Source organism: Actinomadura coerulea, from assembly GCF_014208105.1.
In the GTDB taxonomy this organism is placed as follows: Bacteria; Actinomycetota; Actinomycetes; order Streptosporangiales; family Streptosporangiaceae; genus Spirillospora; species Spirillospora coerulea.
The window spans coordinates 1,578,568-1,596,172 of record NZ_JACHMQ010000001.1 but is presented as its reverse complement, the minus strand read 5'-3'; the positions used below and the strand labels follow the sequence as shown (position 1 = coordinate 1,596,172).

The window sequence follows — 17,605 nt, the reverse complement described above, 5'->3', positions numbered from 1 at the left end:
CGGCCGTCAGCGCTCCACGTGCTCGATCTCGAGCGCCGCGTCCCTGTGCCGGGCACGAAGGGGCTTCTTGTCGAACTTCCCGACCGTGGTCTTGGGGATCTCGTCCAGGAACGTCCAGTACTCGGGGACCTGCCAGCGGGCGACCTTGTCCGCGAGGAACGACGCCAGTTCCGCGGGGGCTGCGGACGCCTCCGGGCGCAGGACGACGCAGGCGAGGGGGCGCTCGTCCCAGCGGGCGTCGGGGACGCCGATGACGGCGGCCTCCGCCACGGCGGGATGGGCCATGAGGTGGTTCTCCAGCTCCACCGAGGAGATCCACTCGCCGCCCGACTTGATGACGTCCTTCGCGCGGTCGGTGATCTGGTAGAAGCCGCGGTCGTCGATCGTGCCGATGTCGCCGGTGCGCAGCCAGCCGTCGTCGAACTTCCCGGGCGCGGGGTCGCGGTGGTAGGCGCCGGTGATCCACGGGCCGCGCACCTCGATCTCGCCGACGGACTCGCCGTCCCACGGCAGCTCGGCCCCGGAGTCGTCCACGATGCGCATCTCGACGCCCGCGGCGACGCGGCCGGACTTCAGCCGCCAGTACATGTCCTCGTCGGTGCCGGGCTCGACGCCGGGCGGCGGGAACGCCATGCCGCCGAGCGGGCTCGTCTCCGTCATGCCCCAGCCCTGGATGATGCGCAGCCCGTACCGCCGCTCGAAGCGCTCCAGCAGGACGCGGGGCGCGGCGGCGCCGCCGGAGGTGCCCGCCCGCAGCGACGACAGGTCGATCTCCTCCCGCTCCCCGAGGGCCAGGATCCCGTTCCAGATCGTCGGGACGGCGGAGGCGAGCGTGCTCCGCTCGGCGGCGATGAACTTCGCGAGGTGCTCCGGCTGCATGAACGGCCCCGGCATGTGCAGCGTCGCCCCGGACAGGAACGCCCCGTACGGAAGGCCCCAGGCGTTGACGTGGAACATCGGCACGATGGTCAGGACCCGGTCGGCCTCGGTGATGCCCACCAGTGACGCCGACTGCACGGCCATCGCGTGCAGGAACGTGGAGCGGTGCGAGTACACCACGCCCTTGGGGTCGCCCGTGGTGCCGCTGGTGTAGCACATGGACGCGGCGGAGCGCTCGTCCACCTCCGGCCATGCGTAACCGGGCTCCTCCGCGGCGAGCAGCGTGTGGTAGCGCAGGACGGGCGCCCCGTTGGCGTTGGCCTCCAGGGCCGAGGCGTCGCCGTCCCCGACGACGACGAACGCCTCGACGGCGGGAAGTTCGTGCACGACGCGCGCCAGCAGCGGGACAAGGGTGTCGTCGACGATGACGACCTGGTCGTCGGCGTGGTTGATGATGTGCGACAGCTGCTCGGGGAACAGCCGGATGTTCAGCGTGTGCAGGACCGCCCCCATGGCGGGCACCGCGAAGTACGCCTCCAGGTGCTCCTGGTTGTTCCAGCAGAACGTCGCCACCCGGTCGCCGGGACGGACGCCCAGCCCGGCCAGGGCGGACGCGAGCCGCTCGGCGTTGCCGGCGATCTGCGCGAACGTCGCGCGCCGGGGCGCGCCGCCGCCCGTCCACGTCACGCACTCGCTGCGCCCGTAGACGCGCGCCCCGTGCCGCAGGATCGCGGCGACGGACAGCGGAAAGTCCTGCATCGTGCTGAGGATCATGGCATTTCTCCGAGAGGCCCGCGGCGGCGACAGGAACGGCCGGCCGCATGGAATTGTGCACATACCGACCGGTCGGTTCACCATATTTTCGACAACGCCCCGCAGTCAATGATCCATCGCGGGGCGGCCCGGGCGGCGCCGCGTTCCGCCCGCGGACGGGGCCCCGAGCCGGCCGCGGCGCGGGCCGCCGTGCGCGCCCGCCGCCAAAAAGGGCCGGACTTTTCTGCGCGCCGGTGCGTAGCCCGGCGGGGCGCGGCGGGCGTTAGATCACGCTATGAAGATCGCCGTGCGGGCGGCGATGATCGTGGCGCTCCTCGCGACGCTCATCGCCCACCCCCTGCCCGCCGGAGCGTCCGACGACGCCCCGGGAACGTCGAAGCACACCATTCCCATGGGCGACTGGAACCGCCCCTACCTGCTGCACGTCCCGCCGGGACGCGAGGGCGGCGCGCCGCCGCCGCTCATCGTGGCGCTGCACGGCGGCCTGAACGACTCCGAGTACGTCCGCAGGCAGAGCGGGCTCGACGAGGTCGCCGACCGCCACGGCTACGCCGTCGCCTACCCCGACGGGCTCCTCGGCACCTGGAACGCCGGGGCCTGCTGCTGGTTCGCCCGCTGGACCGGCGTCGACGACGTCGCGTTCCTCGACAAGCTGATCGACACGCTGGTGCGGCAGGGCGTCGCCGACCCCCGCCGGGTCTTCGTGACCGGTTTCTCCAACGGCGGCGGCATGGCGTACCGGTACGCGTGCGAACGGTCGGACAGGATCGCCGGGATAGCCGTGGTGTCCGGGGCGCTCGCGATCGGATGCACGCCGAGAAAGCCGGTGTCGGTACTGGCCTTCCACGGGACGTGGGACCCGTCCGTCCCCTATGAGGGCGGCGGGAACATGGACGCGGACGTCCATTTCCCCTTCATCCCGGTCAAGTTCCTCATGGAGTTCTGGAGGTGGGTGGACAGGCTTCCCGCGCTCTCGCAGCCGGTGCCGGACGGGCCGGACGACTGCGTCGGCACGGGACCGGGCCCCGTCGTCGTCGCGCTGTGCACCAGGCAGCGCGGCGGGCACGAATGGCCGGATTACGCCAGCGAGCTCATGGCCAGGTTCTTCGCGGACAGGCCGTCCCTGCCGAAGACCTGATCTCCGTTCAGTTCAAGTCGGCCCGCTGCAGAGCGCTGAACAACATCACCGCCGCCTCGGTCAGGGCCAACATCCTGGTCTCCATGGCGGAGGCGGCGGGCTCACGGCGCCTCGGCGGCCAGGCTCCGCGGGCGGATGTCCTTCCAGTTGTCCGTGACGTACCCGATGCAGCCGGACCGGGACTCGGGGCCGTGGACCGTCGTCCAGCCGGCGGGGACGTCGGCGAACGCGGGCCACAGGGAGTGCTGGCCCTCGGCGTTGGCGAGGACGAGGAACGTGCCGTCGGGGTCGTCGAACGGGTTGGTCGTCATGCTCTTTCCTTCCTCTAGACGCCGGGGGTGACGCGGGCGGACCGCCGCGCCATGGACCGGACGATCTCCCCGGTGCGCACGGCGGTCATGGACAGCAGCGAGGAGGCGATCCCGTGGCTGTGCTCGGTCGCCCCCTGCAGGTAGACGCCCCACTCGGGGCCGGGTTCGGTGGCGATGCGGTAGTCGCGCTCGACGACGGGGCGCCCGTCCGGGCCGGTGCGGCAGTGCGCGCCCGCCTCGCCGAGCAGGTCGAACGGGTCGCGTTCGCGGTATCCGGTGGCGTAGACGACGGCGTCGGCGTCCAGGTCCGCGACCTCTCCGGTCGGCAGGAACGCGACCCGGACCCGCGCCCCGCCGGCGCCGCCGCCGGCGACGTCCAGGACGCGGGAGACGTTGAGGATGCGCAGCCGCTCGGCGCCCGCGACCTTCTCGGCGTAGGCGCGCCGGTACAGCTCGTCGATGAGGTCGAGGTCCACCACGGAGTAGTTGGTGTTGCGCGAGTACTCGAACAGCATGCGCTTCACGTCGCCGGGCGCGGCGTAGTAGTGGTCGACCGCCTCGGGGTCGAAGATGCGGTTGGCGAACGCGCTGTCGTCGGCGGGCGAGTACCCGTACCGCGCGAAGACCGCGCACACCTCGGTGCGGGGGAAGGTGCGGTGCAGGTACTCGACGGCCTCGGCGGCGCTCTGCCCGGCGCCCACCACGACGACGCGGCGCGGGTCCCAGTCGCCGCGCTCGGCGAGCCGGGTGAGCAGGTCCTCGGTGTGCCAGATCCGCTCCCCCGCCTGGACGCCCTCCGGCAGGAAGGGTTCGAGCCCCGCGCCGATGACGACGTTGCGGGCGAGGTGCGTCTCCAGTTCGTCGCCGCGCCGCACGACGACCTCCAGGGCCTCGTCGTCGTGCGGGCGGAGCGCGACGACCTCCGTCCCGTAGCGGACGCGGTTCTCGAACGCGGCGGCGGCCCATTCGAGGTAGTCGTGGAACTCCAGCCGCGTCGGGAACATCGTCTTGTGGTTGACGAAGTCGACCAGGCGGCCCCGGGCGTGCAGGTAGGCCAGGAACGAGTACGGGCTGGCGGGGTTCCGCAGCGACGCGAGGTCCTTGAGGAAGTGCACCTGCATGGTGGCGCCGTCGATCAGCATGCCGCGGTGCCAGCCGAACGCGGGCTGCTTCTCGAAGAACACCGCGTCCGCGCCGCCGTGCTCCTCCTCCAGTGCGACGGCGAGCGCCAGGTTGGACGGGCCGAACCCGATGCCGACCACGTCGCGGACGGGGGTGTTCATGCGCTCCTCCGGCATCAGGCGGGCCCGGCCGCGCCCGCGGCCTTGGCGATCCGCGGGACGACCTGGTCGATCACGTAGGGGACGGCGAGCGGGGTGGGGGTGCGCAGCGGCCAGAACGACTTGAGGTCCAGCGGCACGTAGGAGCCGCGCTCGACGGCGCCGAGCCCGGCGAACAGCTTGTTCGCCTCGATCTTCCTCTGCGTGGCGGGGTCGTCGTTGTAGTGGCTGAGCAGGACGTCCACGTCCAGGACGGAGACCTTCTCCATGCTCAGCTCGGCGGCGAACCCGTCGCCGGGCAGCTTCTTCAGCGACTCGGGCAGCGTCATGCCGAACTGCTGGAGCAGCTTCACGCTCGTGTCGTCGCCGGACTTCATCACGGCGACGTTCCCGTTGGGGAAGACGCTGGTGAAGGCGAACTCCTTGCCGGCCAGCCCGGGGTGCTTCGCCTTCACCCCCGCGATCTTCGTCTCGACGTCGGCGACGAGCTTCCTGCCGTCGTCGGGACGGCCGATCGCGGTGGCGACCTGCTGGGTGATCTGCTGCCAGGAGTCCTCGGCGGGGCCGTTCTGGTAGGCGAGGGTCGGCGCGAGCTTGGAGAGCTTGTCGTACTCCTTGTCGATGGCGAAGTCGCCGGCGGCCAGGATCAGGTCGGGCCGCAGCGCGGCGATCTCCTCCAGGTTGAAGCCCGCCTCGTTCTCCTTGAGGAGCTTGGGCTTGCCCCCGGTCAGCTTCGGCGCGCTCCAAGGGGCCAGGCCGTCGGGCTGGACGCCGGTGAGCTCGGCCATGCCGACGGGCGTGACGCCGAGGGCGAGCAGCGCGTCCTGGTCGACCTCGCCGAGCGCGACGATCCGCTTCGGCGCGGACTTCACCTCGGCCGAGCCGAGCTTGTGGGCGACGGTGACCGGGAACGCCCCGGTCGTGCCGCCGGAGCCGCCGGAGCCGCCGGCGGGCTCGTCGTCGCCGCAGGCGGCGGCCGTGGCGAGTCCCAGGACGAGCGCGGCGGCGACGGTGAGGCGCCGCATCGTGGTGCGCATGGCGGACCTTCCATGGTTGGGGGGCGGGGAAGCCGGGGAGTGTTGATCAGGAATATTAGGTTAGCCTTGCCTAACTAGGCAATGGCCGGACGGGTATGAGCCGCCTCACTCGCGCGAAGCCGTCTCACTTCCACCGGCCGGGTCTCCCCCGCCGGCCGGTGCGAGCCGGGCGAGCAGGCCCGCCACGGTCGGCGCGGCCATCAGAGTCGCGATCTTCAGGTCGGCGCAGCCGGGCTCCCGGCGGAGCCGCCGCACCAGCCGCATCGCGAGCAGCGAGTGCCCGCCGAGGTCGAAGAAGTCGTCGTCCGGGCCGGCCTCGGGCACCCCGAGCTCCTCGGCGAAGATCCGGCACAGGGCCGCCTCCCGGTCGTCGTCCCGGCGCGCCGGCTCCGGGGAGGCCTCGGCGGTCACCGCTCGGGCGGTCAGGACGGCCGGCAGCGCGCCGACCCTGACGCCGGGGTCGTCGGCGACGTCGGCGAGCAGCTCGATCAGGCCTTCCGCCAGCGCGGCGACCGTCGCGCGGTCGAACAGGTCGGCGGAGTAGTCGACGACGAGCCGCAGCCCGTCCGGGCCCTCCCGGAAGATGAAGTCCAGGTCGAACTTCGCCGCGCCCGGCCCGAACAGCGCCTCCCGCTGCTCCAGGCCGGGGAACCGCACGTCGCCGACGCCCTGGTTCTCGTACCCGACCATCACCTGGAACAACGGGTTGCGGCCCGGCACGCGGCGCGGGCGCAGCGCCTCCACGACCGCCTCGAACGGCAGGTCCTGGTGGGCGAGCCCGGCGAGGACGGCCTCCCGGACGCGGGCGAGCAGCTCGGCGAACGCCGGGTCGCCGGACACGTCGGCGCGCAGGACGAGCGTGTTCACGAAGAAGCCGACGAGGTCCCGCGCGGCCTCCTCGGCGCGTCCCGCGACGGGGCTGCCGAGGGGGATGTCGTCGCCCGCGCCCGTGCGGTGCAGCAGCGCCGCGACGGCGGCCTGGCAGACCATGAACATGCTGGCGTTCGCGTCCCGCGCGAGGCGCCCGAGCCGGCCGGTGAGGCCGGGCGGCAGGTCGGCGGCGAAGGTGCCGCCGCGCTGCCCGACCGAGCCGGGCCGCGGCCGGTCCACCGGCAGGGGGATCTCCTCGGGCAGGCCCGCGAGGACCCGCGCCCAGTGGGCGAGCTGCCGGGCGTGGACGCTGCCGGGGTCGGCCGGGTCGCCGAGCAGCTCCCGCTGCCACAGGGCGTGGTCGGCGTACTGGACGGGCGGCGGCTCCCAGGCGGGCGCCTCGCCGTCCAGCCGCGCCGCGTACGCCTCGGCCACGTCTCGGGCGAACGGCCCGAACGACCACTCGTCGAACGCGATGTGGTGGAAGACGGCGAGGAGCAGGTGCTCCCGCTCGCCCTCCGGGAAGACGGCGACCCGCAGGGGGATCTGTTCGGCGAGGTCGAACGGCCTGGCGATGACGTCCTCGGGCGCGCAGGCCGCCACTTCCAGGACGGGCCGCGCCTCGTCCGGGTCGAGGATCCGCTGGCAGGGCACCCCGTCGTGCTCGGCGAAGACCGTCCGGAGGCTCTCGTGCCGGGCGGTGACGTCGCCGATCGCCGCCTCCAGCGCCGCGAGGTCGAGGTCGCCTCGCAGGCGGACCGCGAGCGGCAGGTGGTAGGCGTCGCGGGGCCCGTCGTCCTCGCGCAGAAGCTGGTCGAGCATCCACAGCCGCCGCTGGGCGGACGACAGCGGCACCCGCTCGGGCCGGTCCCTCGGTTCCAGGCGGGGCCGGGCCCGCGCCTCGGCGCCGCGGTGCAGGCGCCCGGCCAGTTCCGCGACGGTCGGCGCCTCGAACAGGTCGCGGATGGCGAGCTCGGCGCCGAGCACCGCCCGCGCCCTGCCGACGAGCCTCGTCGCGAGCAGCGAGTGGCCGCCGAGGTCGAAGAAGTCGTCGTCGATCCCGGCGCCCGGCGCGTCCAGGACCTCGGCGAACAGCGTGCACAGCAGGCGCTCCACGGGGGTGCGCGGGGCGCGCCCCGTGCGGCGCGTTCCGTCCTGCCCGGGATCGGGCAGGGCGCGCCGGTCGAGCTTGCCGTTCACCGTGAGCGGCAGCGCGTCCAGCGTCATGATCGCGCTCGGCACCATGTACCCGGGCAGGCGCGCCTTCAGGCTCTCGCGGACCCGCGCGGCCAGCACGCCGTGGTCGCGCGCGGCGACCGGATCGTTCGCGTACGAGGCGGGCGCGCGTCCGGGCTCGGCTGGCGGGCACGCCGCTCCCCCGCCGAACACGGCGTCGTAGCGGCCGGACCGGTCGGACGGCGTGAGCACGACGTCCGGGAACAGCTCGTGCAGCGTCTCGGGCTCGATGCCCTCCGGGGCCGAGGCCAGCGCCGCGCGCGCCTCGTCCGCCGAGGCCCCCGCGCGCAGTGCCCGCAGCGCCGCGGCCTCGCCCGACGACCTCGGGTCGGGGATGCCCCGGACGCGCAGCGGTCCCGCCGGCCTGCTCCTGAGATCGTCGAGGGTGGTCCAGTCGACGGCGGGGGTCGGCGGGGCGGAGGCGGCCCCCTTGCGCAGGACGACGTCGTAGCGGTGGCGGGTCAGCTCGTTGTGGCGGGTGCCGCGCTTGATGAGGACGTCCACGCGGGCGGGGACGTCCAGCGCGGCGAAGAAGGCGGGGTCGAGGAGGAGCTCCTTCTCCAGGCGGACGGCGCGCTCGATCGCGTCCAGGTCGCCGCCGCCGCGTCCGAGCTGCACCGCGGCGTGCAGGAGGCGGACCGTGCGCAGGTCGCGGACGTCCCCGACGAACAGCGCGCCGCCGGGGGCGAGCAGGCGCATCGCCTTGGCGACGACGTCCTCCAGGTAGGCGGCGCCGGGGAAGTACTGCACCACCGAGTTGATCACGATGGTGTCGAAGTGGCCTTCGGGCAGGCCGCCGGTGTCGTGGGCGGGCCGGCAGCTCAGGCGGACGGGCGAGCCGGGGCCCACCGCCTGCCAGTCCCGGGGCGCGGGCTCCGCGGCGCCGCCGCCGAGGTCCGCGCGGAGCTTGGCGATGACCGGCTCGGAGAAGTCGCTCCCCCAGTACTCCTCGCTGCCGGGCGCGAGGCGGGTGAGGAGGAGGCCCGCGCCGACGCCGATCTCCAGGACGCGGCGGGGCCGGAGCGCGCGGATGCGCTCGACCGTGGTCTCCCGCCACTCGCGCATGTCGTCGAGCGGGATGGGGGCGCCGTCGTAGCTGCTGTCCCAGCCCGCGAACTCCTCGGCGTGGACGACCGTGCCGACCTCGGTGTACTCGGTGTCGTAGATCTGCCGCCATTCGGCGAGCTGCTCTGCGGCGGCGCCCTCGCGGGAGCCGTCCGGGACGACGTAGCCGATGAGGCGCCTCACGCCGGGGACATCGGTCTCGGCCGCGACGACGGCGGCCTGGCCGACGCCGGGCTCGGCGGCGAGCGCGGACTCGACCTCTTCCAGCTCGACCCGGTAGCCGCGGATCTTCACCTGGTCGTCGGTGCGGCCGAGGAAGTCGATGTTCCCGTCGCCGCGGACGCGCACGAGGTCGCCCGTCCGGTACATGCGGGATCCGGGCGGGCCGGACGGGTCGGCGACGAAGCGCTCGGCGGTCAGGTCGGCACGGCCGAGGTAGCCGCGCGCCAGCCCGTCGCCCGCGATGTACAGCTCGCCGGGCGCGCCAGGCGGGACGGGGCGCAGCCAGGCGTCCAGGACGTACCCGCGGGTGTTCCAGATCGGCTTGCCGACGGTCGGGGTCGCGCTGTCCTCCGTCCCGCCGCCGAGGGTGTTGATCGTGTACTCGGTCGGGCCGTAGAGGTTGTAGCCGAGGACGCCGTCGGCGCGCGCGAGCCGCTCCCACACCGCCGTCGGGACGGCCTCGCCGCCGAGGAGGACGAGGGACGGCCGGTGCCCGCCGTCGAGGAGTCCCTCCTCCAGGAGCTGCTGGGCGTAGGTCGGCGTCACGTTGATGACGTCGATCTCGTGCCGCCGCAGGTAGGCGGTGAGGGCCTGGGCGTCGCGGCGGAGGTCCTCGTCGCAGACGTGCACCTCGTGGCCCTCGATGAGCCAGAGCAGCTCCTCCCACGACATGTCGAAGGAGAAGGAGACGGTGTGGGCGATGCGGAGGCGCCGTCCCGCCGACGCGACCACCGGGTCGAAGATGTTGGCGCGATGGTTGAACTGCATGTTGGTGAGGCCCCGGTAGGGCGTCACCACGCCCTTGGGCCGTCCGGTGGAGCCCGACGTGTAGATGACGTAGGCGGGGTGGTCGAGCCTGCCGGGCGTGCCGGGCGCGAAGCCCGGAGCCTCGCCTGGTTCCAGGTCGTGGGCGGGCTGCGCGGCGAGGGCCGTCGCGGTCGCCGGGTCGTCCAGCGCCAGGGTGGTCCCGGAGTGGGTGAGGCCGGCGGCGATGTCGCGGTGCGAGACGAGGCAGACCGGTGCCGCGTCCTGGAGCATGTAGTCGAGCCGGTCGGCCGGGTAGTCGAGTTCCAGCGGCAGGTAGGCGGCGCCCGTGCGCAGGACGGCGAACAGCGCGACGACCATCCGCGCCGTGCGCGGCAGGGCGAGCGCGACGACCTTCTCGGGACCGGCGCCGTTGGCCAGCAGGAGCCGCGCGAGCCGGTTGACCTCGGCGTTCAGCTCGCCGTAGGTCAGGCGGACGTCCGGGAGCGAGACGAGCGCGGGGGCGCCGGGCCGCTCGGCCGCGCGCTCGGCGAGCAGTTCCGCGACCGTCAGCTCCGGCACGGGGTGCCGTGCCTCGTCCCAGTCGCGCCGGAGCCGGTCGTGCTCCTGCGGGAGGAGAAGGCCGAGGCGGTTGCAGGGGGTTTCGGGCGCCTGGGCGAGCCGCCCGAGGACCTGGACGTAGCGGTCGGTGACGCGCTCGGCCTCGGCCTCGGTGAACGCGTCGCCCCGGTACATGACGCGCAGCCCGGCGTCCGGCTCGACGACCATCGTGATCGGGTAGTGGGTGGCGTCGCGGACCTCGCGCCCGAGGACCCGCAGGTCGCCGTCCGGGCCGAAGGCGCCGCCGGTCGGCATGCCGGGGAAGTTCTGGAAGACGAACAGCGTGTCGAAGAGGGTGCCGAGCCCGGTGGCGCGCTGGACGTCGGCGAGCGCGACGAAGGAGTGGTCGAACAGGTCGGACTGCGCCGCCTGGACCCGGTCGAGGACCGCGGCGAGGGCGTCCGCCGGGCCCGCCTGGACGCGGACGGGGACGGTGTTGAACAGCAGGCCGACCATCGACTCGACGCCGTCCACGTCGGGGTGGCGTCCGGAGACCGAGGCGCCGAAGACGACGTCGTCGCGTCCGGTCAGGCCCATGAGGACCAGGCCCCACGCGGTCTGGCAGAGGGTTCCGGGTGTGACGCCCCGGTCCCGTGCGACCTCGTCCAGGCGTTCGGCGAGCCCGGCGGGCAGCGCCCGGTGCACCTCTCCGGCGCCCGCGAGGTCGGCGGGCGCGCCGGCCAGGCCCGGCCGCACGAGGGCGGGCTCGTCGAAGCCGTCGAGCGCGCGGCGCCAGGCGTCCGCCGCGGCGTCCCTGTCGCGGCCGTTCACCCAGTCGAGGAACGCGCGGAAGGGCGGGACGGGGCGGCGGGCCTCGGCGGCGGCGTCGGTGTAGGCGCCGAGCAGCGAGGTGACGAGCAGGCCGCCGGACCAGCCGTCCAGCAGGATCAGCTCGGAGGTGAGGACGAGCCGGTGGTCGTCCTCGGCCAGCCGGGCGAGCGCGAACCGGATCAGCGGCGGCGCGGCGGGGTCGAACGGCGCGGCGCGCTGGGCGTCGACGAACGCCTCCAGGTCCCGCGGGGCCACGTCGGCGTGCGTCCATGGCGTCTCGAAGTCGTCCGGGACGAACTGGACCGCGCGGTCGCCGTCCGTCCGGAACCCGGCGCGGAGGTTGGGGAACTTCTCCAGCGTGGCGCGCACCGCCCGCGCCATCCGCTCGGGGTCGACCGGGCCGGACAGCGTCACCACGGCCTGCTGGACGTAGACGTCGCGGCCCTCGCCGGCCAGCATCAGGTGGTAGAGCAGGCCTTCCTGGAGCGGCGAGAGCGGGAGCCCGCCGGCGGAGTCCGGCGTCTCGGCGGAGTCCCTCTCCTCGGAGGGCGCCGCGGTGCGGGCGAGGGCTTCGACGGTCCGCAGCCGGAAGACGTCCCGGACGGTGAACGACAGGCCGGCGCGGCGTGCGCGGGCGACGAGGAGCGCCGCGCTGATGCTGTCGCCTCCGGTGCGGAAGAAGTCGTCGCCGGCGCCCACGGCCTCGCGGCCGAGGACGGTCGCGGCGAGGCGGGCGAGGACGCGTTCGGGCCCGGTGGCGGGGGCCCGCCCGCCCGCCGGGAGCCCGGGCGCGGGAAGGGCGCGCCGGTCGACCTTCCCGTTGGGACTGAGGGGGAGCTCGTCCAGCACCACCAGTTCGGCGGGGACGAGATAGTCGGGCAGCAGCGCGCGCAGCGCGGTGCCGAGCGCCTCCGGTTCGACGTCGCCCGTGACGTAGCCGACGAGGCGGGATCCGTGCGCGGCGACGGCGGCGCGCCGCACCCCGGGCTGGGCGGCGAGCGCGGACTCGACCTCCCCCGGCTCGATCCGGAAGCCGCGGATCTTGAGCTGCTCGTCGGCGCGGCCGAGGAAGTCCAGCCCGCCGTCCGGGCGGCGCCGGACGCGGTCCCCGGTGCGGTAGAGGCGGGAGCCGGGCGGGCCGAACGGGTTCGCGACGAAACGCTCGGCCGTGCGGGCCGGGTCGCCGAGGTACCCGCGCGCCAGCCCGTCGCCCGCGAGGTACAGCTCCCCGACGGGGACCTCGCGGAGCGCGGCGTCCAGGACGTGGGCGCGGGTGTTGGCGACGGGCCGCAGCCCGCCCTCCTCGGCGACGAGGCTGTCCCCGGCGGCCTCCGAGCACCCGTACAGGTCGACCAGCCGCGCCGGCACCCGGTCGGCGAGCGCGCCGGGCAGCGCCTCGCCGCTGCTGATCCACGTGGTGACCGAGGGGGGCAGGCCGTTGTCGGCGAGGACCGCCAGCAGGCTCGGGACCAGGGTGACGGTGCCGATGCCGTGGCGGTCGATGAAGTCGGCGAGCGCGACGGCGTCGGCGGCGGTCTCGGCGTCGGCGATGACGACCGTGTCGCCCGCGACGAGGCCGCCGAGCAGTTCGGTCGTCCCGTCGATGAACGCGGGCGAGCTCTTGGCGGCGCGGATGCCGGGCGCGGCGAGCCCGGCGCCCCACGCGAGCCGGTTGGCCAGGGCGCGCTGGGTGCCGGCGACGGCCTTCGGCGTGCCTGTCGAGCCGGAGGTGAAGACGACGTAGGACGTTTGGTCGGGGTGGACGGCCGGGCGTTCGCGGCGGGGCGCGTCCGGCGGCGGCTCGTCGCGTCCGAGCACCAGCAGCGGCCGGACGGCGTCGAGCATCGCGGCGATGCGGGCGGGCGGGTAGGACAGGTCGATCGGCAGGTAGGCGGCGCCCGTCTTGAGCACGGCGTACAGCGCCACGGCGAACTCGTCCGAGCGCGGCAGCGCGAGCGCCACGACCTGCTCGGGGCCCGCCCCGGCGGCGGCGAGCCGGTCGGCGAGGGCCTCGGCGCGCCGGTCGAGGTCGGCATAGGTGAGGGCGGTGTCGCCGAACATCACGGCGGTCCGGTTCGGGGTCCGCGCCACCTGCGCCTCGATGAGCCCGGCGGCCGTCCGGACGGGGAGCTCTCGCGCGGTGTCGGGGTGCTCGACGGGCGCGCCGAGGGAGGACAACCGGAGGCCGGGATCGGCGGTGACCCGGGCGAGCAGCGCGCCGAGGTCGTCCACCAGCCGCTCCACGGTCGACGCGTCGAACAGGTCGGCGGCGAACGCGGCGAATCCCTCGACCTCGTCGCCGCCCTCCGCGAAGTAGAGGTCGAGGTCGAACTTCACGCCGCCGGTCTCCGGCAGGAACGGCTCCGCGCGCACGCCGGGCAGCGCGAGCCGCACGTCGTCCAGCCGCTGGTGGACGATCATCACCTGGAACAGCGGGCTGCGGGCGAGGGAGCGTTCGGGGGCGAGCCGGTCCACGACCCGCTCGAACGGGACGCCGGCGTGGGAGAACGCGGCGAGGTCGGCGGCCCGGACGCGCCGGAGCAGCTCGGCGAACGTCGGGTCGCCGGACAGGTCGGTGCGCAGCACCAGCGGGTTGACGAAGACGCCGACCAGGTCGGCGAGGTCCTCGTCGGTGCGTCCGGCGATCGGGGAGCCGAGGGCGATGTCGTCGCCCGCGCCGGACCGCTGGAGCAGCGCGGCGACGGCGGCGTGCAGCACCATGAACACACTGGCGCCGGTGTCGCGGGCGAGGCGCCGCGCCCCGGCCGCCGGAAGCCGGAACGGCACCAGCCCGCCGCGCCGGCTCGCCTCGGCGGTGCGGGGCCGGTCGAACGGCAGGACCGTCTCCTCGGGAAGCCCGGCGAGCGTCTCCTCCCAGAAGTCGAGCTGCGGCGCCGTGCCGGGGGCCGCCTCGCGCTGCCAGGCCGCGTATTCGGCGTACTGGACGGGCAGCGGCTCCCAGCCGGGGGCCTGTCCGTCCCGGCGGGCCTCGTAGGCGCGGGCGAGGTCGGCCAGCAGCGGCGTGAACGACCATTCGTCGGCGGCGGCGTGGTGCAGGAGCAGGATCAGCGACCACTCGGCGTCGCCCGTCCGGACGAGGGTGCCGCGGACGGGGAGGTCGCGTCCGATGTCGAAGACGTGCGCCGTGGCCGCCTTCTCGATGGCCGCGCGCCCCTCCGGTGTCTCCTCTCGCGCGTCGACGACGGCGAGGCGGACGGGGACGTCCGGGGCGAGGACGCGCTGGACGGGCAGGCCGTCGGGTCCCTCGACGAGGAGCGTGCGCAGCGCCTCGTGCCGGGCGACGACGTCGGCGAACGCCCGGTCGAGGGCCGCCTCGTCGACCGGGCCGCGCAGGCGGATCCCGAGCGGCAGCGAGTAGGAGGCGGACGGGCCGCGGAGCCGCTCCTCCAGCCAGAGGCCGCGCTGCGCCGCCGACGCCGGGACGACCTCGGGCCGCGCGACGTCGCGGACGCGGACGGCGTCGGTCGCGGCCAGGCGGGGCGCGAGCGCGGCGACGGTCGGCGCCTCGAAGACGTCCGCGATGGAGGGCTCCGCGCCGAGGACGGTACGGGCCTTGGCCGCGAGGCGCGCCGCCAGCAGAGAGTGCCCGCCGAGCGCGAAGAAGTCGTCGTCGATGCCGACCCCCTCGACGCCGAGCAGCTCGGCGAAGATCGCGCAGAGGGCCGCCTCGCGGGCGTCGCGCGGCGCCCGTCCCGACACCCCGGCCTCGGGCGCGGGCAGCGCGGCGCGGTCGAGCTTGCCGTTGACCGTCCGGGGCAGTTCCTCCAGGGCGATGAGGGCGGACGGAACCATGTACTCGGGCAGTGCCTGGGCGAGCGCGTCGCGCAGGGCCGCGTCGTCCAGGTCTTCGGCGGGGACGTAGTAGCCGACCAGCCCGGGGTCGCCGGGGCGGTCCTCGCGGACGACGACCGCGGCCTGCGCCACGCCGGGCTGCGCGGACAGCACGGCCTGCGCCTCGGCGGGCTCGATCCGGAACCCGCGGATCTTCACCTGGTCGTCGGTGCGGCCGAGGTACTCGATGGACCCGTCGCGGGCGCGCCGCGCGAGGTCGCCCGTCCTGTACATGCGGGACCCGGGCGGGCCGGAGGGGTCGGCGACGAAGCGCTCGGCGGTCAGGTCGGGGCGGCCGACGTAGCCGCGGGCGAGCTGCGCGCCCGCCAGGTACAGCTCGCCCGGGACACCTGGCGGGACCGGGCGGAGGGCGGCGTCCAGGATGTGGGCGCGCGTGTTCCAGAAGGGGGTGCCGATGCCGTCCGCGGGAAGGTCGGTGGACGTCGCCCAGATCGTCGCCTCGGTCGGCCCGTACATGTTGGTCGCGAGCGACGCCGACTCCGCGAGCGACGCGGCGAGGGCGGGTGGCAGCGCCTCACCGCCGACCAGGACGCGCAGGCCCTTCAGCGCCCGCGGGTCGAGGGTGCCGAGCAGCGACGGGGTGCCTTGGACGATCGTCGCGTCCGCCAGGAGCCCGGCGAGGGCGGCCGGGTCGCGGACCGCGGCGCGGCCGGCGAGGACGACCGTCGCGCCGCTGGTCAGCGGGACCAGCAGCTCCAGGGCGGCGATGTCGAACGCGACGGTCGTGACGGCGACGAGCCGGTCGCCGGTACCGAGGCCCAGCCGGGCGCGCGTGGTGAGCAGGAAGTTCGTGAGCGCGCCGTGCGGGATCGCCACGCCCTTGGGGCGGCCGGTGGACCCGGAGGTGTAGATGACGTAGGCGAGGTCGTCCGGGCGCGGGGGCACCGTGCGGATGCTTCCGCCGTCGCGCCGGACGTCGTCGAGGATGAGGCGCTCGACGTTCTCGGGGATCAGCGGCGCGGTGTCGCGGGTGACGATCGCGCAGAGCGGCCGGGCGTCGTCCAGCATGGAGGCGAGCCGGCCGGCGGGGTGGTCGAGGTCCAGCGGCAGGTAGGCGGCACCCGCCTTGAGGACGCCGAGGAGAGCGGCGACGAGATCGGGAGTCCGCGGCAGCGCCAGCGCGACGACGCTCTCCGGCCCCGCGCCACGGGCCCGCAGCTCTGCCGCCAGCGCCGACGCGCGCCCGTCGAGCTCGGCGTAGGTGAGGGCGGCGCCGCCCGCCTCCACCGCCTTGGCGTCCGGCGTCCGGGCCGCCTGCTCCTCGAACAGCGCGACGACGTCGGTCGGCGCGAGGGCGCGGTCGGTGGCGTTCGCCTGACCGATCAGGGCGCGCTCGTCCGCGGTCATGACCTCCAGGGCGCCGATGGGCCGGTCGGGGTCGGCCAGCGCCTCGCGGAGAAGCGTCTCCAGGTGGGCCAGCAGCGCGTCGATGCGCTCGTGCTCGAACAGCTCGCGCCGGAACGTCGCCTCGACCGTCATCCCATGCGGCCGGACGAACGCCTCCAGCGACAGGTCGAAGTGCGTGGTGCCGTTGTGGACGTGCGTCCAGCCCGACGCGACGCCCGGCAGGTCCAGCTCGCCGATCTCCTGGGCGAGGAACAGCAGCATCGTGTCGAAGAACGCCGAGCGCCCCCGTCCGCGCGGGGGCCTCAGCTCCTGGACGAGCCGGTCGTACGGCAGCGCCTGGTGCGCGAAGGCCTCGGTGACCGTGCGGCCCACCCGGCGCAGCGCCTCCCGGAACGTCGGCGTCCCGGACAGGTCGGCGCGCAGCACGAGCGTGTTGCCGAAGTTTCCGACGAGCCGCTCCACCTCGGCGTGCTCGCGGTTCATCACCGACGAGCCGATCGCCACGTCGCCGGAGCCGGTGTAGCGGTGCAGCAGGACCGCGTACGCGGCCGTCATCACCATGTACGGGGTGAGGTTCTCCTCGGCGGCGAGCTTCCGCATGCCCTCGGTCACGTCGTCTCCGAAGCGGCGCGCCCGCCGTCCACCGCGCTCGGACACGACCGCGCCGCGCGGACGGTCCGCGGGCAGGTCGAGCGGGGCGGGGGGCGGATCGAGGCGCTTCCGCCAGTACTCCAGGTCGTCCTCTGCGACGGGCCGCCGCTGCTCCCACTCGGCGTAGTCGGCGTACTGGACGCCGAGCGGTGGCAGCCCGTCCGGGGCACCGGTGAGGGCGGCGCGGTAGAGCGCGGAGAGGTCGCGCGAGAGCGAACCCCAGGTCATACCGTCCCAGGCGATGTGATGCACGACGAGCACCAGTGCGTGCTCGTCCTCGGCGAGCCTGAGCAGCTCCAGCCGGACGGGCCGCTCGGCGCGCAGGTCGAACGGGAGCGCCGCCAACTCCGCCGCCCGCGCGTCGGCGTCCGCGCACCGGACCGGCGCCAGGTCGAGCGAGTCGTCCTCCGTGACGATCTGCACGGCCCGCTGGCCGGGCCCGTCCGCGTAGACGGTGCGGAGGACGGCGTGCCGCCGGATCAGCGCCCGCAGCGCCTCGCGGAGGGCCTCGGCGTCGAGCGGGCCGGACATGCGTACGAGCAGGCAGACGTTGTAGGCGGGGCTGTCCGGGAAGGCGCGGTGGTGCAGCCACATGCTCTGCTGCGCGTAGGACAGGGGAGCCGGTCCGTCCGATCCTCGGGGGGCGAGCCGGGCGGCGTCCGCGCCCAGTCCGGCCTCGGCCATCATCCGCCGCATCAGTTCGCGCCGCCGCGCCGCCGTCGTCTGCTCCACGCTCAACTCTTTCGTCGTCGGCTTCGCCACCGCGAGTTAGGTTAGCCTTGCCTA

The 17,605-nt window shown here is 74.7% G+C and carries 6 protein-coding genes; 1 reads left to right on the top strand and 5 read right to left on the bottom strand.

Annotated elements, in window-relative coordinates:
• Positions 1–6 precede the first annotated feature (6 nt).
• Positions 7–1,653, bottom strand: coding sequence for a long-chain fatty acid--CoA ligase (locus tag BKA00_RS07340; RefSeq protein WP_221493048.1), 1,647 nt, complete (start codon positions 1,651–1,653; stop codon positions 7–9).
• Between the two features lie 274 nt (positions 1,654–1,927).
• Between BKA00_RS07340 and BKA00_RS07335 the strand changes: the two genes are divergently transcribed.
• Complete coding sequence (locus BKA00_RS07335; RefSeq protein ID WP_185024200.1) at positions 1,928–2,791, top strand: CE1 family esterase; 864 nt, start codon at positions 1,928–1,930, stop codon at positions 2,789–2,791.
• A 101-nt stretch (positions 2,792–2,892) separates the two neighbouring features.
• Here BKA00_RS07335 and BKA00_RS07330 read toward each other — a convergent pair whose 3' ends face one another.
• The 4 genes from BKA00_RS07330 to BKA00_RS07315 all read right to left on the bottom strand — a co-directional run bounded on the left by BKA00_RS07330 (position 2,893) and on the right by BKA00_RS07315 (position 17,551).
• Positions 2,893–3,102, bottom strand: a complete 210-nt coding sequence (locus BKA00_RS07330) for an MbtH family protein (RefSeq protein ID WP_185024199.1) — start codon at positions 3,100–3,102, stop codon at positions 2,893–2,895.
• Between the two features lie 14 nt (positions 3,103–3,116).
• Entirely contained in the window at positions 3,117–4,385 is a 1,269-nt protein-coding gene (locus tag BKA00_RS07325) for a lysine N(6)-hydroxylase/L-ornithine N(5)-oxygenase family protein (RefSeq protein ID WP_221493047.1), read from the bottom strand.
• 14 nt (positions 4,386–4,399) lie between these two features.
• On the bottom strand, positions 4,400–5,419 hold the full coding sequence (locus BKA00_RS07320; RefSeq protein ID WP_221493046.1) for an iron-siderophore ABC transporter substrate-binding protein: 1,020 nt from the start codon (positions 5,417–5,419) through the stop codon (positions 4,400–4,402).
• Between the two features lie 105 nt (positions 5,420–5,524).
• Entirely contained in the window at positions 5,525–17,551 is a 12,027-nt protein-coding gene (locus tag BKA00_RS07315; RefSeq protein WP_185024197.1) for a non-ribosomal peptide synthetase, read from the bottom strand.
• Between the last annotated feature and the right edge of the window lie 54 nt (positions 17,552–17,605).